General features: G+C 60.9%; 19 protein-coding genes, 1 tRNA gene and 1 pseudogene. 7 read left to right on the top strand and 14 right to left on the bottom strand.

What is annotated here, in order from left to right; all coding sequences use genetic code 11:
* Positions 1-16 precede the first annotated feature (16 nt).
* Positions 17-745, bottom strand: a complete 729-nt coding sequence (gene pyrF / locus N4J17_RS10830; protein ID WP_198323532.1) for an orotidine-5'-phosphate decarboxylase — start codon at positions 743-745, stop codon at positions 17-19.
* A gap of 151 nt (positions 746-896) precedes the next feature.
* Between pyrF and N4J17_RS10825 the strand changes: the two genes are divergently transcribed.
* The 4 genes from N4J17_RS10825 (at position 897) to N4J17_RS10810 (ending at position 4,673) form a co-directional block, all read left to right on the top strand.
* Positions 897-1,838 carry an AEC family transporter gene (locus N4J17_RS10825; RefSeq protein ID WP_198323531.1) on the top strand — a complete coding sequence of 314 codons (942 nt, stop codon included), beginning with the start codon at positions 897-899 and terminating at the stop codon, positions 1,836-1,838.
* Complete coding sequence (locus N4J17_RS10820; RefSeq protein ID WP_198323530.1) at positions 1,835-3,046, top strand: competence/damage-inducible protein A; 1,212 nt, start codon at positions 1,835-1,837, stop codon at positions 3,044-3,046. Before N4J17_RS10825 ends, N4J17_RS10820 begins: the two co-directional genes overlap by 4 nt.
* 56 nt (positions 3,047-3,102) lie before the next feature.
* A tRNA-Gly gene (locus tag N4J17_RS10815) sits at positions 3,103-3,176 on the top strand.
* 204 nt (positions 3,177-3,380) lie between these two features.
* Entirely contained in the window at positions 3,381-4,673 is a 1,293-nt protein-coding gene (locus N4J17_RS10810; RefSeq protein WP_232470592.1) for an alkaline phosphatase PhoX, read from the top strand.
* 65 nt (positions 4,674-4,738) lie between these two features.
* On the opposite strand, the gene cax is transcribed toward N4J17_RS10810, so the two are convergent.
* From cax to N4J17_RS10790, 4 genes are read right to left on the bottom strand one after another with little or no spacing between them, the layout of a single operon-like run.
* On the bottom strand, positions 4,739-5,824 hold the full coding sequence (gene cax, locus N4J17_RS10805; RefSeq protein WP_198323529.1) for a calcium/proton exchanger: 1,086 nt from the start codon (positions 5,822-5,824) through the stop codon (positions 4,739-4,741).
* Positions 5,825-5,884: 60 nt separating this feature from the next.
* Positions 5,885-6,355 carry an HMA2 domain-containing protein gene (locus N4J17_RS10800; protein WP_198323528.1) on the bottom strand — a complete coding sequence of 157 codons (471 nt, stop codon included), beginning with the start codon at positions 6,353-6,355 and terminating at the stop codon, positions 5,885-5,887.
* On the bottom strand, positions 6,355-6,690 hold the full coding sequence (locus tag N4J17_RS10795) for a DUF5132 domain-containing protein (RefSeq protein WP_198323527.1): 336 nt from the start codon (positions 6,688-6,690) through the stop codon (positions 6,355-6,357). The genes N4J17_RS10800 and N4J17_RS10795 overlap by 1 nt, the downstream gene beginning before the upstream one ends.
* Before the next feature lie 10 nt (positions 6,691-6,700).
* Entirely contained in the window at positions 6,701-7,417 is a 717-nt protein-coding gene (locus N4J17_RS10790) for an EcsC family protein (RefSeq protein ID WP_232470591.1), read from the bottom strand.
* A 471-nt stretch (positions 7,418-7,888) separates the two neighbouring features.
* On the opposite strand from N4J17_RS10790, the gene N4J17_RS10785 reads away from it, so the two are divergent.
* Positions 7,889-9,001 (top strand): hypothetical protein, encoded by a 1,113-nt coding sequence (locus N4J17_RS10785; protein ID WP_277458412.1) that lies wholly within the window; start codon positions 7,889-7,891, stop codon positions 8,999-9,001.
* 49 nt (positions 9,002-9,050) lie between these two features.
* On the opposite strand, the gene N4J17_RS10780 is transcribed toward N4J17_RS10785, so the two are convergent.
* Complete coding sequence (locus tag N4J17_RS10780; RefSeq protein ID WP_232470590.1) at positions 9,051-10,925, bottom strand: PhoX family protein; 1,875 nt, start codon at positions 10,923-10,925, stop codon at positions 9,051-9,053.
* Between the two features lie 229 nt (positions 10,926-11,154).
* Here N4J17_RS10780 and smbP point away from each other — a divergent pair, with 229 nt between their 5' ends.
* Positions 11,155-11,493 (top strand): small metal-binding protein SmbP, encoded by a 339-nt coding sequence (gene smbP, locus N4J17_RS10775; RefSeq protein WP_198323525.1) that lies wholly within the window; start codon positions 11,155-11,157, stop codon positions 11,491-11,493.
* 921 nt (positions 11,494-12,414) lie between these two features.
* Positions 12,415-13,018, top strand: a pseudogene (locus N4J17_RS10770) (IS481 family transposase); the annotation flags it as partial.
* Positions 13,019-13,089: 71 nt separating this feature from the next.
* Here the strand turns inward: N4J17_RS10770 and thiS are convergent.
* From thiS to N4J17_RS10730, 8 genes are all read right to left on the bottom strand, one after another.
* Positions 13,090-14,070, bottom strand: a complete 981-nt coding sequence (gene thiS, locus N4J17_RS10765) for a sulfur carrier protein ThiS (RefSeq protein WP_198323591.1) — start codon at positions 14,068-14,070, stop codon at positions 13,090-13,092.
* A gap of 5 nt (positions 14,071-14,075) precedes the next feature.
* A complete protein-coding gene (aroG, locus tag N4J17_RS10760; protein WP_198323523.1) occupies positions 14,076-15,167 on the bottom strand; it encodes a 3-deoxy-7-phosphoheptulonate synthase AroG in 1,092 nt (363 codons plus the stop codon).
* 182 nt (positions 15,168-15,349) lie between these two features.
* Positions 15,350-16,042, bottom strand: a complete 693-nt coding sequence (gene phoU, locus N4J17_RS10755) for a phosphate signaling complex protein PhoU (protein WP_198323522.1) — start codon at positions 16,040-16,042, stop codon at positions 15,350-15,352.
* An 18-nt stretch (positions 16,043-16,060) separates the two neighbouring features.
* A complete protein-coding gene (gene pstB / locus N4J17_RS10750; protein WP_232470604.1) occupies positions 16,061-16,897 on the bottom strand; it encodes a phosphate ABC transporter ATP-binding protein PstB in 837 nt (278 codons plus the stop codon).
* Between the two features lie 100 nt (positions 16,898-16,997).
* Entirely contained in the window at positions 16,998-18,302 is a 1,305-nt protein-coding gene (gene pstA, locus N4J17_RS10745; protein WP_198323521.1) for a phosphate ABC transporter permease PstA, read from the bottom strand.
* Positions 18,295-19,674 carry a phosphate ABC transporter permease subunit PstC gene (gene pstC, locus N4J17_RS10740; protein WP_198323520.1) on the bottom strand — a complete coding sequence of 460 codons (1,380 nt, stop codon included), beginning with the start codon at positions 19,672-19,674 and terminating at the stop codon, positions 18,295-18,297. The genes pstA and pstC overlap by 8 nt, the downstream gene beginning before the upstream one ends.
* A gap of 318 nt (positions 19,675-19,992) precedes the next feature.
* Complete coding sequence (locus N4J17_RS10735; RefSeq protein ID WP_198323519.1) at positions 19,993-20,961, bottom strand: alpha-L-glutamate ligase-like protein; 969 nt, start codon at positions 20,959-20,961, stop codon at positions 19,993-19,995.
* Positions 20,958-22,490: an inactive transglutaminase family protein gene (locus N4J17_RS10730; protein ID WP_198323518.1), complete on the bottom strand. Its 1,533-nt coding sequence runs from the start codon at positions 22,488-22,490 to the stop codon at positions 20,958-20,960. The genes N4J17_RS10735 and N4J17_RS10730 overlap by 4 nt, the downstream gene beginning before the upstream one ends.
* Positions 22,491-22,505: the final 15 nt, after the last annotated feature.

Below are 22,505 nucleotides of genomic sequence, written 5' to 3'. Positions count from 1 at the left end.
GCCCCGGCCACCGAGTTCAGCCTGCCGCGAACACTTCGCGGATCTGCGCCTGTACTCGCTGGGCCGCCTCGCGGGGATCGGGCGCATCGCGGATCGGCCGCCCCACCACGATGTAATCGGCACCGTTGCGGAAGGCCTGATCGACCGTCACGACACGCTTCTGGTCGTCCTCAGGACGGTTCTCGACCGGCCGGATACCGGGCGATACGACCATCAGCTTGGGGTCGAGCTCGCCCCGCAACAGCGCGACTTCGAGGCCGGACGACACCACGCCGTCACAACCCAGCGCCAGGGCGCGCCGGGCGCGGGACAGGACCAGTTCCTGAACATCGCACTGGAATCCGAGATCGCGCAGATCCCCCTGATCCAGGCTGGTCAGGACCGTCACCGCCAGGATGCCAAGTTCGCCCTTGTTGCGGGCCGCCGCCTCCATGATCGCGTCGTTGCCGTGCACGGTAGCAAAATCGACCCCGCGCCGGCTCAGCGCCTTCACTGCGCGTCCGACGGTCTCCGGCACGTCGAAGAACTTGAGGTCGACGAACACTTTTTTGTCTCGGGCCTTGAGCCAGTCGATCAAACCGAAACAGTCGCCGGACATGAACAGCTCCAGCCCCACCTTGTAGAAGCTCACGGCATCGCCGAGGCGTTCCACCAAGGTCTTGGCTTCGGAAATGTCAGGCAGATCCAGCGCCATGATCAGGCGATCGGCCATGGGAATGGGCTTGTTCGAAAGGAAATTCGGCATGTCTTTCGTTGAGGCAGTCAAGAAAAACGGCGCTTTTCGCGCCGTCGCGGGGAATTATGGAGCCAACGGCCCGCTTTGCCTAGGACCTAGCGCCCTCGATCAGGGCAAATATCGATAGAATGACGACTTTTCGGTTTTCGGACGGCATCTCATGACGGGCGTACTGGCGCAAATGAGCGTCCTGATTCTGAGTGGGGTAGTCCTGCGCCGGCTTCGACCTTTCGGCATCGACCCCGAGCGCCTGCGCCGAACTATCACCGGTCTCGTATTCAATGCCTTGCTTCCCGCGCTCGTCTTGTCCGCGCTGTGGGGCGGCGGCGCACATCCTCAGGGCTGGAAGATATCGCTGTTCGGAGTGGCGATCGTCCTGTTCGGCCTCGCCGCGACGCTGTGCCTCGACCGGGCCTTGCACCTGGACCGGCGGCAACTGGGGGCAGCCATGCTCGGCATTGCCTTCTCCAACGTCACTTTTCTGGGGCTGCCAGTGCTGGAACGGCTCTTCGGCCCGGAGCTGGCACGCCCCATCGTCATCCAGATCGATCTGTTCTCCACGGCCCCCCTGGTCTTCACGCTGGGCGTGTACATCGCCTCCCGCTACGGAGGAGCGCCAGCGAATCTTTCCGCGGCGCTCCGCGCACTGATAGTCAATCCCCCGCTTTGGGCGGCGTTCGCGGCTCTCCTGCTCGGCGGGCACGGTATTCCCCGGCCGGCCGTGCTCGAAACTCCCCTGGAAACCGCAGCCTCGTCCGTCGCACCTCTGATGCTGCTGGCCTTGGGGCTGGGTCTTCGGTGGAACGCGTGGCGCAAGGAAAACACTCGGCTGGTGGCACTGGCATCGGGACTGAAGCTGATCGCCTTGCCCTTGTTTGGTCTGAGTCTGACCCATGGCCTCGAAATTTCCGGAGACACCCGCGCCGCGCTGGTGCTCGAAGCGGGTATGCCCAGCATGCTGCTGGGGATTGTCTACTGCGACCGTTACCGTCTGGATACGGGGCTGTACGCGATGCTCGCGACGACGACCACCGTGCTTGCCCTTGCCTCGCTGCCCGCTTGGCACCTGGTGCTCGGAACCATCGCCGGGGAGCCGACATGACGTCGCCCCGGACCGAAATCCTTTCCCAGGGCGATGAGCTGGTAACGGGCCAGATCGCCGACACCAATGCCGCCTGGCTGTCGGAGCGGCTGACCGGGCTGGGATTCCCGGTCACGCGGCACACCGCCGTGGGGGACGAACTCGATGCCCTGGTCAAGGTTCTCCAGGAAATCGCAGCACGCGCCGAGCTTTGCATCTGCACCGGCGGCCTGGGTCCCACCTGCGACGACCTGACGGCGGAGGCGGCGGCCCAAGCCTTCGCCCGCCCCCTGAAGGAAGACCCGGAAGCCCTGCGGCAGATCCGGGCTTGGTTCGCCGGGCGGACCTATCCGATGGCCGAGACGAACCGCAAACAGGCCCTCCTGCCGGAAGGCTCACGGCGGCTGGACAACCTTCATGGCACTGCGCCCGGTTTTGCAGTGGACCATGGCGGCTGTCGGTTTTTCTTTCTGCCCGGCGTTCCCCATGAAATGGAATTCATGTTCGAACGTATCGTGAAGACAGACATCCAACCGAATTTCCCCGCCCGCCCGGCACAAAGGGTGACCCTGCGGGTGCTCGGCGTCAGCGAATCCACTCTGCAGCAGCGGCTCGACCGCATCGCCTTGCCGCCAGGAACCAAACTGGGCTTTCGCACCGTACCTCCGGAAAACCATGTCAAGCTGCTGTTTCCGGCGTCCTTCCCGCTCCAGGACCGCGATTTCCTGATTGAGGAAATACAGGGCGCCATTGGCCCCGATGTCTTCAGCATCGACACGCCGGAACGACGAGGCGGCAGTTTGGTCGAAGGTGTCGACCGCCTGATGCGCCTGACGGAGGCCAGCCTAGCGACCCTGGAAACCGTAAGCCGGGGTCATCTGGCACAATTGTGCGGCGCGTTTTCCTGGTGGATTTACGGAGTGGTCGTCCCCGATGGTCGGATCGTTGTGGAGCACCTCGAACCGTCGCCCGACAAGGGCCCATCCGAAGATCCGCAGGATGCGGCAGCGATCGCTGACTACCTGCGGCGGCGACAGGGTACGTCCCACGCCCTCGCCTGCATGACGTCGGCCCGGGATCCGGCGGAACTCGTCATCGCGGTTGCCACAGCGGGAGCAACCGCGACGATGCGACGCCACCTGGATGGAACCCCTGCCTATCAGCGCGCCCTGAGTGCAGAGCTGGCCCTCGATTTTTTACGCCGGACGCTGTCGCCCCCTCCGCCATGAACGCCACGTGATTGCTAAGAATGTCCGACGATGCTACTGTTTTATCACACAAAGAGGCGGGTGTAGTTCAATGGTAGAACTTCTGCTTCCCAAGCAGACAGCGTGGGTTCGATTCCCATCACCCGCTCCATGTCAACTCCTCTAAAGACAGCGGCCAGTTCGGCAGGCACCCGGAGCGGTTCGGGGGCACAACCCGGCCAGCCTCACAGCCCCGGAACGTTTGCCGGTATCCCCACTCTAATTTTTTTGTATCAGCCATCCTTATTCCCGTAGCGCCTTTTTTTATTTCGAGAACACTGGGAGGCTGCCAGCAAAACAACAGCGGAGACTTTCAATGCGACACATGCTCACCACCGCCGCGGCTTCCGCATTATGCGGCTACCTCGGCGCAGCGGGAGCCGAAGCCATGGACTTCGATCCGATTCCCGCGTCGGCCTACGCAGAAGCCACGACCGACAAAACGATCCTCGATGCCGTACCCTGGCTCATTCCGGACGGTTATACCCAGCGGATCGTCTCGGACGAAACCGATCTGAACATCTACCAGCTCAACGATCGCCCGGCCTTTATCGTCACGAACGAAACCGGCCCGCTGGCAGGCCGCTACCTGTACCGCACCCATGAAACCTATCCAGGCAAGGACGCCCATCGGGACGGGAGAACCGGCGGTGCGCTTTCGGTGGTCGACATGGAAACCGGTGCCACCCGGCTGCTGGCGACCCGCGCCGACTGGGAGGTGCTGGACGGATTGGCCTGGACGCCCTGGGGTTCCCTGCTGTTCGCCGAGGAAACCGACGAGCCGCAATATCCCGATCCGGATTATCCCGATGCCAAACGGGGTCTCGTTTACGAGCTGAAGCTGAACAAGGACGACCCCACCGTGGCCCAGTCGGTAACGGCCCTACCCGCGCTGGGAGCTGTCCGCCACGAAGCGGTCGAGTTCGACCACAAAGGCAATGTCTATCTGTCCAGCTCGAACCGGGACAGTTACATCTATAAGTTCGTGCCGAAAAAGCGCGGCAACCTGAGCAAAGGCAAACTCTATGCGCTGCGCGTCAAGAACGGTGGCCAGACCGGCAGCGCGAAATGGGTTCCGCTCAACATGAACCAGGCCCGGATCGATGCGCACGAGGCGGCGCGCGCCGCCAATGCGACACCCTACTGCAATCCGGAGGACATCGAACTGATCGGCCAGAAATTGTACGTGGCGGTGAAGTGCGAACCCCGGATCGACGGCGTCGACGGTCCCGGCGTAATCCTATCCGTCACGCTGGGCAACAAGCCCAAGGCCACCTATTTCGTCGAGGTCGGTAAGAACGTTCCTGCCCAAAATGCGGCGACCGGAATCACCGGTTTCTTTCGCCCGGAAACTCTCGCTGAGGGACCCGATGGGAAACTTTGGATCACGGAGGACACTCAGCCGAGCGACATCTGGGTGGCTGATACCCATACGGAAGCCGACGGCCTGAGCAGCGGCGTGAAGCTTTTCGCCTCCCTGAAGGATGCCGAAGCGGTGGGTACGGGCATCTATTTCGGCGCCGATGCCGGCACCTTGTACGTCAACGTCCACGACTCGGCCACCGGCAACGACAAGACCATGGCGATCACCGGACAGCATAGCCATTGAGGGGAGCGTCTCCCCGTCACTGAAAAGAAGCGGTCTTCCAGACCGCTTCTTTTTTGTCTAGCGCGTCAAGGGCTGGAAAAAGACGTCCCCGAGGTATCGGGGAGGAAATAACAAAAAAGCGCGATGAGCAGGTACACGCTCAGCAGCTGCACGCCCTTGAACCAGTTCGACCTGCCGTCCCCCACCAGCATGGATAGTAACAGAACGGGGAGCATGATGATCATGATACCGGCATTACCCACCATCAGGTTCAACGGCTGGGGCGCCATGAAGTAACTCGCCAGCACGAGCACCGGGGCCACGAACAGCGCGATCTGCACACTGCTGCCGACGGCGATGCCCATGGTGAGATCCAGCTTGTTCCTGCGCGCCACCGCTACCGCCGCCACACTTTCCGGAGCGCCACCGATCAAAGCGAGAATGATCACGCCGATGAACGCCTTCGACATACCGAGACTGGCCGCTGTTTCCTCGATCGAGCCGACCAGTATTTCGCTCATCATCGCGAGTACGGCCGAGGAGATTGCCAGATGCGCCACGGCCAACCTGACGTCCGGGCGGCCCGCCTCGACAGCGGCATCCGAGGCGGCTTCTTCCGACGCGAAATAGTCGGGGTGAGTCTTCAACATGAAGACCAAAAGTAAAGCATAGGTCGCCAGCAACACCAGCGCGACGCAGACATTGAGCCCGTCCTCCCGGTCGATCATCTCCGGGGGTATGAAATTGTCAAATACGCTGGGCACCACGATGCTGATGGCCGCGACCATCAACACCGCCCGCTGGATCCGGGCACCATGCCGATTGAACTTCTGGACATGGAACCGCAAGCCTCCCAGCAGAAATGCCAGCCCGAGCACGAACAAGAGATTGCCGAGGATGACGCCCACGATCGAAGCCTTGACGACTTCGATCAATCCTGCGCGCAAAGCCATCAGCGAAATGATCAACTCCGGAGCATTGCCGAAAGTGGCGTTGAGCAAACCGCCGACCGTCGGCCCCGTGCGATGGGATATCCGTTCGGTGGCATCGACCATCGCTGCGGCCAACGGAATGATGGCAAGAGCGGCGGTAGCGAACCGGAACCCCGCCGGCACCGAGGTCCAATGCTCGAAAATGACGGCCAGAGGGACGAAAACCAGAAGAAACTTCATGAAATGAACGACATGTCCCTATCTGGCGAAAGCTTGGCAGCGAGGCCCGGGCCGGAGCGATCAGTGGCCTTTCTCTTTCAGAAAACCGTAGGCATTGACCAGCAAGGTCGACACCGGACCCAGCATATGACCTTGTCTGGCCTGATGAACCGCAAATCCGACAAACGTCAGAAACATCGCGGATTGGAAATCGATCACCCCCCCGGTCGCCCGGCGAATCCGCCGGTTGATGACCTTGAAGCCCGCCACGGTCGCTTCCGCGATGGTGGGAGGAGCAACCGATGCCGCCGGCGCGGTGACGGCGAACAAGTTGCGATCGACGGCATGGCGGGCGATCGCCTGCCAGGCCTCGCCCAGAGTATGGACCACCAGCAGACCGCCGGTAGCGGAACGGACTTCCACCGATACGACTTGCGGGTGCGTGGCCAAACCGCTCGCCAATTGCCGCAACACTGCCTCGTCACCGCGTTTTTCGGGGATGCGCAAGCGCAGCCTGCCAGGCAGGCAATGAACGACCTCCGCCCTCAGCATCAATCGGCCGCCTCAGCCCCTTTGGCCTCCGCCGCGGCCTCGGCCGCCGCTGCCCCGGCAGCGGCACCGGCCGCGAGTTCGGCCTTGACTTCCGCGACGATGTCTTCGAGGTTCTCGGCGGCTTCAGCCAGGATTTCGCGGCTCTTTTCCGAAAACAGAATGGCGGCTTTGACGGTCGATCGCGCCATGGGCCGCGCAGCCCGCGCTGCGGCGGGGAGCGCCAAACCGGCCAGGGCCACGACGCCAGCACCGATCGCGACGCCCTTGACGATGTCGTTGTTCAGAACCTCGTTGACGGGCGGCAATTGGTCGAAAAACTCTTTGATCTGGGGCATGGCAAATTCCTCAGGCAGCCAATGCAGTATACCGGACGGAGGCTTTTCCGGGCCGGCGTTTCAACTTCTTGTATTCAGCTTCGATGAGCGATCTTGAGTATTTTCGCTCTAATCGACGAATAGTAAAGTGGCTGCGCGCGGTATCCTGAAAGTGTTGAATGAACACGTTGTTGATAAATGCGCCCCCCAAGGCGCCGACAACGGGAATGAGTTTAGCTGCGGCCCGTTCCGAAAGCACCACGCCGAAACGTTCGGAAATACGGCCGATCAGATTGACCAGCGCCGGCGCGCTTCTGCGATCCAAGCCGCGGCGCGCGATATGCCGGGCCGCGCTGGATAGCGGCGCTTCCAGCGCAAGACGGAGGCCGTAATAGCCCGTATCGGCCGCATCATCGTCGCTGGAACGCCCCCCCATCGCGAAGACCTCAAGACAGGCGAGCTGGCCCTCGAGCGATTCCACGTCTTCTCCTTCCTGCCGCGCGATGTCGGCGATCGCCCGAAGCATGACGACCGTCGTCAGCGGCATTTCCAGCAGCAGCGCCGGCCCGCCGAAGAAGCCGCCGACTGCGCCGGACACCACGCCCAGCATCCGGTAACGGCGATCGGCCAGCGGCCGGGCCGAGCCGTTCAAGCTGCTGATCGCCGCGTCGAGTGCCCTGGCAACGGCAGCTTCGACGCCGCGATGCAGCGCCGCGTACCACGAATGCGGCAGCAGCTTCACGGCCATTTCGATGGGAGTCCCGACCATGCTGGACAGTCTCGCCGCGAAGCTGGGATATTCAAGGTGATCGAACGCCCTCTGCAAGGCCCGGCGGTCCTCCGGAGTCAGAGCGAAAGGGAGCACGCGCTTTGATTTATCTGAACGCATATCGGCTGTTGAAGTAGGAAAGACGCGGATCGATGGCATATCCGCACGAATGCATTATTTACTTAAGTTATCAGTTGGCTGTGACGATTTCGTGACGCCGCTGCGAGATTGGCCAATACCTTTCCGCCGGGGAAACTGCGCGATCCGTCGTGCGGTCTGGACTATACTTTGCCGGCTTCTTTGCCCGGCAGGGCCGACAGGAAAACGAGCCGCCGTGCGACGGCCTTGCAAAAAATACTCTTCGACGCAATGAAAACATCCGTTTCTTCCCTTCGGCGTTGCGGGCTCCTGGGGCTGGCGGCCACCAGCCTTTCCGGATGCCTAGCGCCAGTGGCACTCGACCATGCCGTCCTGGCCTACAACGAAGCCGCTACCGACATCGTCGACAAACAGATCCTGTTGAACATCGCCCGTGCCGCCCGCCATCAGCCGATTCATTTCACCGTCCTGTCCAGCATCGCGGCGACTTATAACTTCACGTTCAATGCAGGCGCCACACCGGCCCTGACAGGTAACTCGGGCGGGCTGATGATGCCGGTTTTCGGTGGCTCCATTGCCGAAAATCCGACCGTGAGCATCGTCCCCGTCGAGGGCGAAGCTTTCACCAAGCGCATGCTGGCCCCGCTGCAGGAAAACAAGCTGACCTTGTTGCTGCGCCAGGGTATGGATGTGGACATGGCCCTGCGCCTCATGGCCCAGGAATTCAGGACGTTCCACGAAGGCGAAGAAGTCGCCTACGCCAACAAGCCATCCGACCGGTCAGGTTATTCATTCTTCCGGCGCCTGGTCCTGCATCTGTCCTCTATCCAGGACCGCAACCGGCTGTACGTGGAACCGCTGTTCTTCACCCAGTCTTGGAAGCTTCCGGCCTCGGCGATGACACCGGAAGGATTCACGGCGCTGGAGAAAGATTATGAGATCCGCTTCGATCCGGCCGCGAACCGTTACATCCTGTCGAAAAAGGTCGCCGGACGCCTGATGATTACGAACTACGATCCCGACAACCTAACCGAGGAGGAGCGTATCCGCCTGAACCAGGAGGCCGAAAACAGCCCACCCAACGAAATCGCAGTGGACATCCGCGAACACTATCCCGGCGGAGAATTCCCGGTCCACGGTACATTCCGGCTGCGCAGCTTTCATAGCATCCTCGACTTCATCGGCAGATCCATTGCGGAAGAACCGGAGTACGACGTTCCCCCGGACCCCAGAACCCCCCCCGTGCGGGAGAACCCCGTATCAACCGTTGGCATCATGGAGACGGAGTCACTCCCGTCAGATGCCGGACTCACCGTGGAATTCGACGGCCGCTACTACTCATTGCGTCCTGAAGCCGGCCACCAATGGAATCTGGAAGCCTTCCGCCTCCTGTACCAGCTCTACCAGATGACGGTAATCGATCTGCCGACCTTCGGAACCCCTAGCATCACCATCGCAAAATGAAAAACGCCGGGTCGCCCCGGCGTTTTTTGTGGATCGAGCCTAACGCCGCTCACTTGAAAGCCGGCATGCCTCCCAGATAGCCGACCGCCGCCTTGGACTTGTCGATCAGCGGTTCGAGCTGTCCTTTGAGAGCCGGGTCGATGTTGGATGAATAATCGCCGGCATGCTGATAGTTGCTCATGATGTAGGCATAGCCGCCCAAGGAGTCGATCGCCTGGAGCCCGGTACTTTCCGCACCCGCCGGCAGGGAGAGGATGCGGGACAATTTGCCGGTATCGACGTTGTAGGCCCATAGGAAATTGTTGATATGGAGCGTGCTGCTGTCCTCGCCGATGAACAGGGTGCGCATTTTCTCCGAATACTTCAGATTGTCCGGATTGGCGATCCTGTCGACTGCGGCAGTGTTGCCCGCAGCATCCTTGGCGATGTCCTGTCCCAGCACCAGGGCCTTCATGTGAGTCCCCACGTATTTGCTGTCTATCCTTTGGCCCTCGGTGTCCAGCTTAAAGGAACCGAGATCCATCTGGTAGACCGCGCCGGCCAGCAATTTGGGAATACGGATGTGGTTGGCCGGATCCTTCGGCTTGTCCTCCATGCCACTGCTCAGCCGCGTCATCGCCAGATAGACTTTCCGGTCGCGGGCGTTGGCCGTCACACCTTCGAATTTCTCGAATTCCGAGGTGGCCCCGAGGTAGGCGGCGTAGCGGCGCGTCTCCAGGAATGCCGCCGCCGTTTCCATACCGGGCTTGAGCTTCAGGTTTTCGACCTGCCCTTTGTTATGGCCGGCGATGATCTGCCTGAAACCTGCCGGAGGCGCTTCATAGGAACCGTCGGCCAGCTTGCTCACCGGTGCGGTTTCGAAGATGTCGGCAAAGGTCACGCCGCTCGCCACCAGTGCGTCCAGCTCGGCGTCGCTGGCATGGCCCAGGCGGACCCATGCCAGATCGGCTTCACCGCCATTTTCGGCGCTGGTTTGAATCCATTTCGCAGCATATAGCGTTCCCGCCGACAGATCACGCTTCCGGTCCGCCACGAACATCGTCAGCACGTTGTAGGTACCGTCGTCGCCCTGGAACACTGTGCGTTCATCCGGCAGCACCTGAACCAGTTCGCGGGAAATCCGGCCCAGGGTTCGATGCCGGACGACCCGGGTTTGACCGTTTTTTCCGACCCTGACCTCAGGCACGATGCCGTAGTTGTAGACGTTGGCCACCTTGGTCCCTGCGAGGTAACGCTCCATCGCTTCGAGACCAATGGATCCGCTCGCACAGGAGCCTTCGACCTGGCAACGGCCATCCGGTTCGTATTCCTCGCTGCCGAGATGGGTGTTCCAGGGCGAGAGAGAGCCCGCACAGGGAATCCACAAGCCATCGATGGCCGACATGTCGATGTTTTTGAGGCTGGTCGCCGCGAGCCTCCCGGTTTTTCCGTCTTGCGCGATGCTCGCCAAACTCATGGTCATCGGCTGCTTGCCGTACTGGTCGGCTCCGGCGGTATCCAGCCAGTCGTATTCGAAGTGAGTGACCAGAAAAAGCTTGTCGCCGCCCCTGGCCGGGATGCGGATCAAACTGTTTGCGTCCGGCGTTTCGGCGATCATCGGATTGCCGTTCGAATCCAGCAACGGTGTTCCGGTTACGTCGTAGATCGCGCCTGCAGTCACGCCGCCGATAGTGTCGGTGTTATAGAAAAGCGTGTTGTAATTGAGATCGTAGACCCGACTCCCGCCGCTCTTGAATGTGACCTTCACCTTGGCGGTAGTGTAGGCGGCGGCCCGTTCCTCCGCGGTTTCGGGCGCAGCCATCCCGATGAATTCCACCGACTTCACTGGAATCGTGCCTTTGACGGCGGCCATGACGGGAGATGCCGCCGCACCCGCCAGCGCCATGCCAACCGCCGTGGCCAGAAATCTTTTTTTTTTCAGCATCTTCGAGCTCCTCGAAATGAGAGATTTTTGTAACGGACGGTTCGTACCACCATCCGGGCGAGGACGCGATGCTATTGGTATGAAGTTAAAGAAGAATGACAGGCCTGCTCGGAAATTTCCTATGGACGCCGAAAAGCGACTGTGGTATCCGTCCTCCTGTCGGGCATCCATGAGTGCAGTGCGTCCGACGACACTAAAGCCTTACTACCCATGAGAGGAGGGAAGCACAATGAACGTTCTGAACAGAGGCATCATCAGGGGGCTGCTGACCGCGGCATTCGTCGCGATACTCGGCCTAAACGCAGCGCAGGCTGCGGAAAATCACAAGGCCGAGGCGTTGAAGCATGCCGAAGCGGCAGTCGCTGCTGGCAATGCGGCGGGCGTAGCGGAACATGCGGAGGCCGCGAAGACCCATGCCGCCGCCGCAAATGCGGAAAAGAAAAGTCCCCATTACGACGCTGCGATCACGAGCCTGAACAGCGCCATCGAGCACGGGAAAATGGGCCATGCCGATATCGCCAAGAAATCGGCCGAGGAAGCCGTCACCCACCTGAAAGCCGCGCCCTGAAACGGAAGTTGGGTTTAGGGATGAACCCCGATAATGGGGCGGGCCGATGCTTATCGGCCCGCCTTTCCCGTCATCATCCCATATCGAAAAACTACGCTTACCCCCACCGGAAAGCCAGGGGACGCCTCCAATCTTGAGTTAGCGTTCAAGGCGTACTATGAATACATTGGAATGCAGCGATATATCCTTGAGCTTGCACTTCATTTCCGCTCGGCAAGAGCGTGCAGAATATACGAGACGGAACTGGCCCTCGAGTACGCCGAGAGGGATTCCTGTGTCGCTTTCCCGTCCCCGCGGTCCGAAGATGCGGAACCTGTCAATGCGGGTCCGGCCCGGCCTTACAACGATCGGACGATTGCCTCCCATGCAGGCCCATATCCCATCGTAGCCGGATTCCTCTCCTTCTCTGCCCCCAACCAATTCCACTGCGTAGATCGGTGTCGTACTCTTAGAATAACAGCGCTCCAGATAGAATGGCACCTTGGAATGATTCTCCAATCGGGCAACGATGGTAAAGGCGTAGGTACGCTGGTTTCCGCTCCCTTTTTGGTACTCGGCTATATATTGGGTATGATCAGTACGAATCACCTGGTTTACCGGGCCTACGACATCTTGCGGGAAGTGTGATGCGTCTACATGAGGACCATAGACATAAAGGATGATAAAAACAGCGAATCTAGGCATAAATGTCACATCCCGGACGATCATGCAGACAAAAGGCGTTATCCGTTACTCCATGCCCGAGAGCTGTTGAAGGATAACCGTTCAGTCCACTGGGCGCGCGGGCGTCCCGCCCGCTGAAAAAGCGTCCAGGATGGCCGCGTTCCCAACAAAAAAGTGGGGCTGTCTGAACGGATACGTTGAAGGCGTATTTCGCGCCATCGCGCAATATTGACGTATGAGGGTCCGCCCCATGAGAGGATCGCCCTCCATAAGCAAGCCCGCACGACTCCGTGCGGGGCGGGCCGAGATTGCCCGCAGTCAAGAGCCCATCCGGGTGTTGCGCGCCGGTACAACATCACCGAGGCCACCCTCCAGAAGTGGAAATCGCGCAACTTAAATTCAACGACCGGTCACACACGGCGCAGCGACTGCAAACGACGCTGACGCCGGCCCAAGAGGCGATCGTGGTGTACCTCGCAAAACCCTCTTGTGTTGCCGCTGGATGACCTGCCCGCGGTCACTTGCGAGTTTCAGCTTCGCTGCTCTTCGAGTCTGCCCCCGACGGTGTCCCGTTCCGGGCTGGACCGCTGCCTGCGCCGCCACAGCGTCGATCGTCGCCGTGACCTGCTGCCGCCTACGAAGAAGGCGCCGCACAAGGCTTTCAAGGCCTATGCGCCGGGCTTTGTCCATGTAGACGGCAAGTACCTGCCGCAGATGGCCGAAAGCCCCGTCGACGCCACCTGTTCGTCGCCCCTTCGATTTCGCTCAGGGGGCAAGCATCGACCGTGCCACCCGCTGGGTGTTCAACGCGACCAAGCCGAACAAGACCGCCATCTCGGCGCGAGCGTTTCTCAATGCCCTGGGCATTACGGCTGCCGGATGGCAACTTTCAACTCGTCGACACCCCGAAGCCGCCCCAACCCTCGCGGGTACTCAATCGAAGAACAGCCCCGCCAGCGGCGACGAGGCCGAAGCGAACCGGCGCCGCGGCATCCGCCCCGCCAGGAAGGCTTCGCGCCCGGCTTCGATCGCCTTCTTCATCGCGGAGGCCATCAGCACCGGATTTTTCGCCTCGGCAATGGCTGTGTTCATGAGCACGCCATCGCAGCCGAGTTCCATCGCCACCGCGGCGTCGGAGGCTGTACCCACGCCGGCGTCGACCAGTACCGGAACCTTTGCGTTTTCCACGATGGTCAGGATGTTGTAAGGATTGCGTATCCCGAGCCCCGACCCGATGGGGGCGGCCAAGGGCATCACCGCGACGCAGCCGATGTCTTCCAGACGTTTGGCGATGATCGGATCGTCGTTGGTGTACACCATGACATCGAATCCATCGCGCACCAGGATCTCCGCCGCTTCCAGCGTCGCGGTCACGTCCGGGAACAGGGTCGTCGGGTCGCCCAGCACCTCGAGCTTGACCAGCCGATGCCCGCCGAGCAGCTCACGCGCCAGGCGGCAGGTACGCACGGCGTCATCGACGGTATAGCAGCCAGCGGTGTTGGGCAGCAGGGTGTAGCGGTCGGGCGGGATCACGTCCAGCAGATTGGGCTGGCCCGGATCCTGGCCGATGTTGGTGCGGCGGATCGCCACCGTGACGATCTCCGCACCGGACATTTCGACCGCAGCCCCCGTCACCGCCAGGTCCTTGTACTTCCCGGTACCGACCAGCAGGCGTGAAGTGTAAGCCTTCCCGGCGATCACCAGCGGGTCCCCCTGTCCGCCACCGATGGCATGGACGATTTCCACCCGGTCGTCCGACTCGAGAACCCGGGAACCATAGCTGCCGTGCGGCACGATTTCGAGATTCAGCTCGACCGCCACACGCTTGCCAGCAAGATCCAGGGCGGCGATCAAATCCTCCAGAGTCGCCCCAGGCGGCACCGTGCGCTCTTGGCCGTTGACGAAAATACGCATTGCGTTCAAGCCCCCTGCACACTCCGAATACCCGCCGTGTGACCACGCCGGCTCTCCACCGCGGCGGCGAGCCGCTCTAGCACAGCCACGCTGTCGTCCCAGCCAATGCAGGCATCGGTGATGCTGACACCGTATTCGGGCGCCGTGCCCTTGTGGAGCTTTTGGTTGCCCGGCTTGAGGTGACTTTCCACCATCAAACCGATGATCCGGCGGTCGCCGCCGGCGATCTGTTCGGCCACATCCTCAGCCACCCGCAGCTGCTTCTGGTAATCCTTCATGCTGTTGGCATGGCTGCAATCGACCATGATAGTGGCCGGCAGATCGGCGGCTTCCAGCGCCCTGGCCGCCGCTTCGACACTCGCCGCATCGTAATTGGGCCTGGAACCGCCGCGGAGGATGATGTGACAATCGGCATTGCCGGTCGTGGAGAAGATCGCCGAATGGCCGGCCTTGGTCAGCGACAGGAAATGGTGGGGCCGCCGCGCCGCGCCTATGGCGTCGACGGCGACCTTGATCGTGCCGTCCGTTGCATTCTTGAAACCGACCGGGCACGACAGCCCCGAAGCCAGCTCGCGGTGCGACTGGCTCTCGGTAGTACGGGCGCCGATGGCACCCCAGGCAATCAGGTCGGAAACATACTGCGGAGTGATGAGATCGAGGTACTCGGTGGCCGCGGGAACGCCCATCTCATTCAAATCGAGCAACAGTTTGCGTGCAAGGCGCAAGCCTTTGTTGATGTTGAAACTCTCGTCCAGATCGGGATCGTTGATCAGCCCCTTCCAGCCGACGGTCGTCCGCGGCTTCTCGAAATAGACCCGCATCACGATTTCCAGATGTTGCGCCAGTTTCTGCCGCAACGGCAGCAGCCGCTCACCGTAGTCGAGTGCTGCCTTGGTGTCATGGATCGAACAAGGGCCGATCACCACTAACAGGCGATCGTCCTCGTTGGAAAGGATTCCATGGATTGCACGACGGGCGGTCAATGTCGTGAGGGCGGCACAATCCGTGATCGGGAATTCTTCATGAACCTGGACGGGCGGAATGACTTCCTTGATCTCGCAGATGCGAAGATCGTCGGTGTTGTACCTGCTGGGCATGGCCGCAAATCTCTCTGATCGAAAACTCGAAGCCCCTGCGGCCGGGCCTCATCATTAGCGCAGACGCCGGGAAAGCTTATTATTCTAGCTCGGCAAAGCGTTCGGAGATAGTCGCAGACGAGCGTGAGCGAAGCCAATGGGGATTCCGTTCATGCCCGGACATCGTGAGGGCGTGGAAAAGGTCAGACTGCATGATGCCGGAGCACCAGGCCCATCGCCTGGTAGATCACGTATTCCGCCAGATTCTCTGCGTGGCAGGCGACCCGCTCCAGGGCCTTGAGGACCAGGACCAGGTTCACCGCACGATTGGCACCACCGGCGTCGGAACCACCGTTGTCCATCAAATCGCCGAGGGTCTGGTGGAACCTCTCGGAAACTTCGTGTTGGCTTGCAATGAACTGTTGGGCTTCTTCTGCTTCCCACGAATCGACGATGCGCAAGGCGCTCTCGAAGCGCCTGACCACAAGATCGGCAAGCAGGAGGACCTGGTTGCGCGACGCTTCGCTGGGATACTCGTCTGGATCGGCATACAGCCTCTCCACACAGGAGGCGATCTTCACCGCCTCATCACCGACGCGCTCCAGATCCGTAATGGCTTTCGACAGCGCCATCACCAGGCGAAGATCGCTGCCCTTAGGACAACGGCGGGCGAACAGCGTAACGACCTCGGTGTCGGCTTCGACTTCGAGGTCATCGACCCGGTCATCCCCTTCTATGACCTTTGCCGCCACGCTCACGTCGGCCGTTCTCAGAGAGCGCACGGCCTCCTTGACCTGGGTCAGCACCAAGGTGCCCATTTCCAGTACCTTGTAATGCAATTCCCGCAACTCACCGTCGTAGCGGCGGATACTATGACCTTCCGTAACCTGATTCATTGAGCGCAATCTCCGCAGTTAGCCGAATCGACCGGTGATGTAGTCTTCCGTGAGGGGGTGGCGCGGGTTGGTGAAAACCTGCGCAGTGCCCCCGACCTCGATCAGCCGGCCGAGATGGAAGTAGGCCGTACGCTGTGAGACGCGGGCCGCCTGCTGCATGGAATGGGTCACGATGGCGATGGTGTAAAGCTCGCGCAATTCGTCGATGAGCTGTTCGATCTTGGCCGTGGCGATTGGATCGAGCGCCGAGCAGGGCTCGTCCATCAGGATCACCTCGGGACTGACCGCGATGGTCCGGGCAATGCACAGGCGCTGCTGCTGTCCGCCCGATAAACTGGTGCCAGGCATGGCCAGATCATCCTTCACCTCGTCCCACAAGCCAGCCCGCCGCAGCGACAACTCCACGATTTCCTCCAACTCGGCCTTGGTGTTTGCCAGACCGTGGATCTTGGGACCGTAGGCGACGTTTTCATAGATGCTCTTCGGAAACGGGTTGGGCTTCTGGAACACCATGCCCACCTTTGCCCGCAATGGCACCACATCCAGCCCGCCGTCGTAGATATCCTGCCCATCGAGATGGATCGACCCGGTCACCCGGCAGCCCACGATGGTGTCGTTCATGCGGTTGAGGCAACGCAGAAACGTTGACTTACCGCATCCAGAAGGACCGATAAGAGCGATGACCTCGTTGTGACCGATATCCAGGCTGACGTTCTGAATCGCATGTTTTTCGCCGTAATAGACGTTGACGTCCCGGCATATGATCCTGGGGTTCGGGGAGCTGATTTCTCCGATCGTCCGGGTGAACTCCCTCTGATGGGCGACGATCAAAGCCTCCTTTTCCGGGCTTCTCATTTTCACGCTCTCTCTGCTTTGAACCGTTTGACTTTCTGCGACTGTATCCATCTGCTCCCTTAAGCTTTTCGTAGTTTAACCGGCAGGCCCCGAGGGCGGATCACCAGCGCCGCTCGAAGCGTTTGCGCAGATAGACCGCGGTACCGTTCATGAGGATCAGGAATGCGAGCAGAACGAGAATGGCCGCGGAAGTACGCTCGACGAATCCCCGCTCCGGACTGTCCGCCCACAGGTAGATCTGGACGGGCAACACGGTCGCCGGATCGAAAATGCCGTGCGGAATGTCGACGATGAAAGCCACCATGCCGATCATCAGCAATGGCGCACTCTCGCCCAAAGCACGCGACATGCCGATGATGGCGCCAGTCAGCATTCCCGGCATGGCCAGGGGTACGACGTGGTGGAACACGGTCTGCATTGGCGAGGCCCCTACCCCCATGGCGGCCTCCCGTATCGAGGGCGGTACCGCCTTCAGGGCCGACCGGGCCGCAATGATGATGACGGGCAAGGTCATGAGCGTAAGCACCAGCCCGCCGATCAGCGGTGAGGAACGCGGCACACCGAAAAAATTGATGAACACTGCCAAGCCGAGCAGGCCGAAAACGATCGACGGCACTGCCGCGAGGTTGTTGATGTTGACCTCGATGAAATCGACCCAGTGATTGCGCGGTGCGAACTCTTCGAGGTAGATGGCCGCCGCCACGCCGATGGGGAGAGACAGCACCAGGGTGACCAGGACGGTGTAGAACGAGCCCATCAAGGCCCCTCCTATGCCGGCCTGCTCCGGATCGCGCGAATCACCGGCCGTGAAGAACTTCACGTTGAATTGCCGCTTCAGACGACCTTCGGCCTTAAGTCGGTCGACCCATGCCAGCTCCCGGTCCTTCATACGCCGTCCGGCTTCGTCAGCGTTGCGGTCGATATAACCCTTTTCCAGCATGTCCACCTCCGCTCCGGCTGCCACCCAGATCCGGGCCGAGCCGCCCATAAGTTCGGGGTGGGCGAGTAACTCGTCACGGACCGCATAGGGAGCGCCCGCGCTGATCATGCGATGCAAAGCGCGCTTGTCCTGACGATCGGTGACTTCCGGAAATAGCTCGCCCAGAGCCCGCTTCAGCAGTGCGCCATAATCGGCCGAAGCAAGCGCTTCCTGCGAACGCCTGCCGTCGGGATCGATCACCGCCGGGTCGAAACTGATGTCAAGAGCCACGTAGGTCTGCGAGAACGCCCGGTAACCCTGGCCGAAAATACTGACGAGCAGGATGACCAGCATCAGAATGCCTGCACCGATGGAGACGAGGCCATAGAGGCGAAAACGCCTTTCGGCGGCATGCCGCCGCCGGAGGGAGGCTTTGACAACGTCAGCGGTGCGCCGTGAAAGAACGTGCGTGGCTTCGCTATTCATATTGTTCCCGATATTTCCGGACGATGTGCATGGCAATGATGTTGAGAGAGAGCGTCGCCAGGAACAGCACCAGGCCGAGGGCGAAAGCCGCCAGCGTCTTCGGACTGTCGAATTCCTGGTCGCCCACCAGCAGGGTGACGATCTGGGTGGTGACGGTGGTGACCGCCTGCAGGGGATTGCCGGTCAGATTCGCTGCGAGCCCTGCCGCCATGACGACGATCATGGTTTCACCGATTGCCCTGGAGACCGCGAGGAGGATTCCGCCGATGATGCCGGGCAGGGCTGCCGGGACGACGACATTGCGGATCGTTTCCGATTGGGTGGCGCCGAGGGCATAAGCGCCATCGCGGAGCGACTGCGGCACCGCATTGATGAAATCGTCGGAAAGCGATGACACGAACGGAATGATCATGACTCCCATGACCAGCCCTGCGGCCAGAGCGCTCTCCGAAGATGCCTCGAGCCCAAGGGACTGCGCCACATCCCGGACGAAAGGCGCGACCGTCAGAGCGGCGAAGAAGCCATAGACCACGGTGGGTACGCCCGCCAGAATTTCGAGCAAAGGCTTGCCGATCGCGCGGACCCGCGGAGTGGCATATTCCGCCAGATAGATGGCCGACAACAAGCCGATGGGAACGGCAACCGCCATGGCGATCGCCGAAATCAGCAATGTGCCGGTGAACAGCGGCACCGCGCCGAATGCGCCGGAAGAACCGACCTGGTCTGCACGGATCGCCATCTGGGGACTCCAGTCGGTCCCGAACAGGAACTCGGTGATCGGAACCAATCGGAAAAACCGTATCGACTCGAACAACACGGAAAGCACGATGCCGACGGTGGTGAAGATCGCCACCAGCGAGCAGGCGATCAAAAAAAGCATCAACGCCCCTTCCACCTTGTTCCGCGCCCGCAACTCCGGCTGGATGCGCTGCCCTGCGACCACGCCGCCGACCACGGCGACGGACAACGCGACCGCAGCCAACAAAGCGTCACTCAAAGAGCGCAGGCGGAGGTATTCGCTGGCGGCCACATGTATCGCCGGATTGGTAGCGGACGTTTCTTTTCCGCCCGCGACGTTGCGGATATCGTTGATGATGAGGCCCAGTTGCTCGGGAGGCTGGTTACGGAACTCGTCCGGCAGGCTCCAAATGACGAGGTAGTCGATGACCGGCCCCTCGAACATCAGCCAGCAGACCAGTAGTATCAAAGCGGGCACTCCACACCACAGCGCAACAAAAAATCCGTAGTACCCGGGAAGGGAATGGAGGTTGCGGATTCTGCCCGAGGCGACCTGCAAGGAGCGACGGTGGCCTAAACGGTGGGCACCGAGGCACAACAGCACAAGGACGAAAAACAGTGTTGATTTGGTCATCGATAACTTCTGGCCACAAACATCGGACCGCCTGGCAAATTAGGGACGCAGCGGAACATCGGAAATCAATAAGAACGTGACCTGGAACCCCCGCCATGCTCTATGGGATTCGAGCCGGGGCGAACACCATGCCTACCTTCAAAAAAATTCTGGCATCACGCCACCGCCCGCCGAATCCGGTAAGTATACGGGCGGGCGCAAACAGGCCACATCCGGAAAGAAGCAGAGACTGAACCGAAAATCTTTTTTAACCGGAAAACATTACAAGGGTATTTCATCGCGAAATCCACTTACTGCCTCCTCCGCCACATCAACGCGCTAAAAGCGGTTGGCGACGGTTTTCGCCAATGCCACACGCTCCGGCACCTCCTGCGGGATTTCACGCAACCCCTCCAGATAGCGTAGCCGCGGCAAGAGTCCCGTCCGGGTTGCGAGCTGGATACTGAGACCGGGCCGCGCGTTCAGCTCCAGCATCAAAGGCCCGAGGTCGCGATCCAGCACGATGTCCACCCCGATGTACCCCATGCCGACCATGTCGTTGCAGCGGGCCGCCATGGTCAGGATGTCGTCCCAGTGGGGCACGCATATGCCCGCGAGCTCGCCGCCCGTGTCGGGATGCTCTTCGATCCGCCGTTCGCGCCAGATACCATTGTAGGTCCGCCCCGTGATCATATCGACTCCCACGCCGACCGCACCTTGATGCAGATTGGCTTTTCCGTCAGAAAGGCGGGTCGGGGCACGTATCATTGCCATCACCGGCACGCCGCGAAACACGACGATCCTGATGTCAGGGACACCGAGATAGCTCACATCGGTGAAGAGCGGATCGAAATTGACCCGGTATTCGATGAGTGCGCAGTCTGGAATGCCTCCCAAGCTATACATGCCGCTGAGAATGTTCGAAATGTGATGGCCCAGATCCTCCTCGGTCAGAATCAGACCGCTGGTTCTGCGATAACGGCCGTCGCTGCGTGATTCGACCACCAGGATGCCTTCTCCCCCGCTGCCGTGCGCAGGTTTGACGACGAATTCGCCATAGGGAGCGAGCAACCGGGGGAGATCTTCAATCTGGTGTTCGATTTCCACCACCGCATAAAGCCTGGGCACCGGAATGCCAAGCTCGAGCGCGAGCGCTTTGGTCCGGCGTTTGTCGTCGACGAGCTGGTAGAGGGGGCGGGGATTGTAAGGCAGCACAAAGTCGGCGTTCCGCTCGTTCATCCCCAGGATGCCGAGCCTGCGAAGACGCCGCCAAGGAAACATCCGGTCTTTCCAGCCCCCCGATTTCATCCCTTGAGCGCTCCGCGGAAACGCCACAGTTCCAACAAACGATACCCCGTATAACGCCCCAGGAGCAGGGTGAGCGCCAGGACCACCAGCAGCAGTTCCGGAAAAACGAAAACGAGGTGTCCCAGATAATCGCTGCTCATACTCAGATAGCCGAGGATCGCAACGGCCAGGCTGCCAAGCCCTTGTTTCAGCGCCTCGACCGGCCCGAACTCCTCCCAGACCATGGACATCCGCTCGATGGTCATCGCCATGATCACCATCGGAAACAAAGCGACGGATACCCCGCGGTCCAGGCCGAGCTTGTAGGTCATGACGCTCACTGTTGCCATGAGCAGGATCACGATGATGAGGACCGCGGCAAGCCTTGGAACCAGAAGGAGTTTCAACGATTCCAGGTAGAACCGCAGCAATAGCCCCAGGGCGACCAGGAGGCAGAACATCGCGACCCCCCAAAGCAACTGGGTTTCCCGGAAAGCCGCCGCAATCAGGATCGGCATGAAGGTTCCGAAAGTCTGTAACCCCACGACGTTGCGCAAGAATACGATGAGGAACGCACCGATCGGCACCAATAGCAACACTCGATAGACATTCTGAGTCTTGACCGGCAGACTGAACAATGAAAATTCCATCACCCTGGACCCCATCTTCCGCGCGCGCTGCTCGGCGATCTGAGTCATTTCCTGCGAATGCCGGCGTACCGAGTATTCGACCCGGCCGTTCTTCCCTCCCGTAATCTCGAGCAGGGGCTCGCTGCCGACCGTCCACACGATCGCATCCCCCGGCAGCCCAGTCTCGCCAGTCGAAGGATTCAAGTCCACCCAGGACTCGCCGTCAAACACCTCGATCCAGGGAGTCAGCGACCCGCGGCTGGCGTTATCCTTCAAGGTCGCCAAGTACAGCGGGCGGGCGGACACATCGGCCTCGCGCAGGATGGCTACGATCCGGCGCGCCCAATCGTCCGGACCGGTGATGTCCTGGCGCAAGAGACTCACATTGCTGTCGGCATCAGCGGCGTTGAGACGCTGCAGCAGGGCCTGGGCGAACGTCACGTCGTCTGCCGATTTGCTTCGGACCTCATTGAGGAGACCGCGGGCGGCCGCCTGTAACGGTTCAGGCAGCCTCTGCGGCTCAACCGGCACGTCCACTCCTGCCGGCGGGGATGCGGCCTCGGCAGCCGGATCCTTGGCGAGGTGGATGCGGTAATAAAGGACCTGCCAGCCGTGAGTTTCGCGTATGGCCCAGCGCGCCTGCCTGCGCAGGCCATTGTCATCGGTCGTCAAACCGTAGTCGCTGGCGACGAAGTTTTCGTCGAGGACGGTGTAACCTCGTGGCGCTCGCGGAATGGCGAACTGAACCTTGACGGCGGTATCCCGCCGGGCCTTGAACTCGATACGCGCCTCAACCGTCCATACTTCGGCCTGTTCGGTCGGCAGCAGCGGCAGTCCCAAGATCTTCACTTTGTAATAACACAGCCCCAAACCCACCGCGGTCAACACAGCGGCGAGTAGGCGAACGTGAAGCTTGCTCATGCCGGATGGAACTCC

Source organism: Methylococcus capsulatus (assembly GCF_036864975.1).
GTDB lineage: Bacteria > Pseudomonadota > Gammaproteobacteria > Methylococcales > Methylococcaceae > Methylococcus.
Note: the sequence above shows the minus strand (reverse complement) of the source record. Positions and strands in the feature narration are given on the sequence as shown.

What these genes read in the sequence shown, in the direction of transcription:
- pstA (WP_198323521.1), bottom strand. Translation starts at nt 18,302, where the DNA reads ATGAATAGCGAAGCCACGCACGTTCTTTCACGGCGCACCGCTGACGTT.
- N4J17_RS10735 (WP_198323519.1), bottom strand. Translation starts at nt 20,961, where the DNA reads ATGAAATCGGGGGGCTGGAAAGACCGGATGTTTCCTTGGCGGCGTCTT.
- cax (WP_198323529.1), bottom strand. Translation starts at nt 5,824, where the DNA reads ATGAAGTTTCTTCTGGTTTTCGTCCCTCTGGCCGTCATTTTCGAGCAT.
- phoU (WP_198323522.1), bottom strand. Translation starts at nt 16,042, where the DNA reads ATGAATCAGGTTACGGAAGGTCATAGTATCCGCCGCTACGACGGTGAG.
- thiS (WP_198323591.1), bottom strand. Translation starts at nt 14,070, where the DNA reads ATGCGTATTTTCGTCAACGGCCAAGAGCGCACGGTGCCGCCTGGGGCG.
- N4J17_RS10810 (WP_232470592.1), top strand. Translation starts at nt 3,381, where the DNA reads ATGCGACACATGCTCACCACCGCCGCGGCTTCCGCATTATGCGGCTAC.
- N4J17_RS10730 (WP_198323518.1), bottom strand. Translation starts at nt 22,490, where the DNA reads ATGAGCAAGCTTCACGTTCGCCTACTCGCCGCTGTGTTGACCGCGGTG.
- smbP (WP_198323525.1), top strand. Translation starts at nt 11,155, where the DNA reads ATGAACGTTCTGAACAGAGGCATCATCAGGGGGCTGCTGACCGCGGCA.
- N4J17_RS10790 (WP_232470591.1), bottom strand. Translation starts at nt 7,417, where the DNA reads ATGGCCGTGAAGCTGCTGCCGCATTCGTGGTACGCGGCGCTGCATCGC.
- aroG (WP_198323523.1), bottom strand. Translation starts at nt 15,167, where the DNA reads ATGCCCAGCAGGTACAACACCGACGATCTTCGCATCTGCGAGATCAAG.
- N4J17_RS10820 (WP_198323530.1), top strand. Translation starts at nt 1,835, where the DNA reads ATGACGTCGCCCCGGACCGAAATCCTTTCCCAGGGCGATGAGCTGGTA.
- N4J17_RS10780 (WP_232470590.1), bottom strand. Translation starts at nt 10,925, where the DNA reads ATGCTGAAAAAAAAAAGATTTCTGGCCACGGCGGTTGGCATGGCGCTG.
- N4J17_RS10795 (WP_198323527.1), bottom strand. Translation starts at nt 6,690, where the DNA reads ATGCCCCAGATCAAAGAGTTTTTCGACCAATTGCCGCCCGTCAACGAG.
- pyrF (WP_198323532.1), bottom strand. Translation starts at nt 745, where the DNA reads ATGCCGAATTTCCTTTCGAACAAGCCCATTCCCATGGCCGATCGCCTG.
- pstC (WP_198323520.1), bottom strand. Translation starts at nt 19,674, where the DNA reads ATGACCAAATCAACACTGTTTTTCGTCCTTGTGCTGTTGTGCCTCGGT.
- pstB (WP_232470604.1), bottom strand. Translation starts at nt 16,897, where the DNA reads ATGAGAAGCCCGGAAAAGGAGGCTTTGATCGTCGCCCATCAGAGGGAG.
- N4J17_RS10825 (WP_198323531.1), top strand. Translation starts at nt 897, where the DNA reads ATGACGGGCGTACTGGCGCAAATGAGCGTCCTGATTCTGAGTGGGGTA.
- N4J17_RS10800 (WP_198323528.1), bottom strand. Translation starts at nt 6,355, where the DNA reads ATGCTGAGGGCGGAGGTCGTTCATTGCCTGCCTGGCAGGCTGCGCTTG.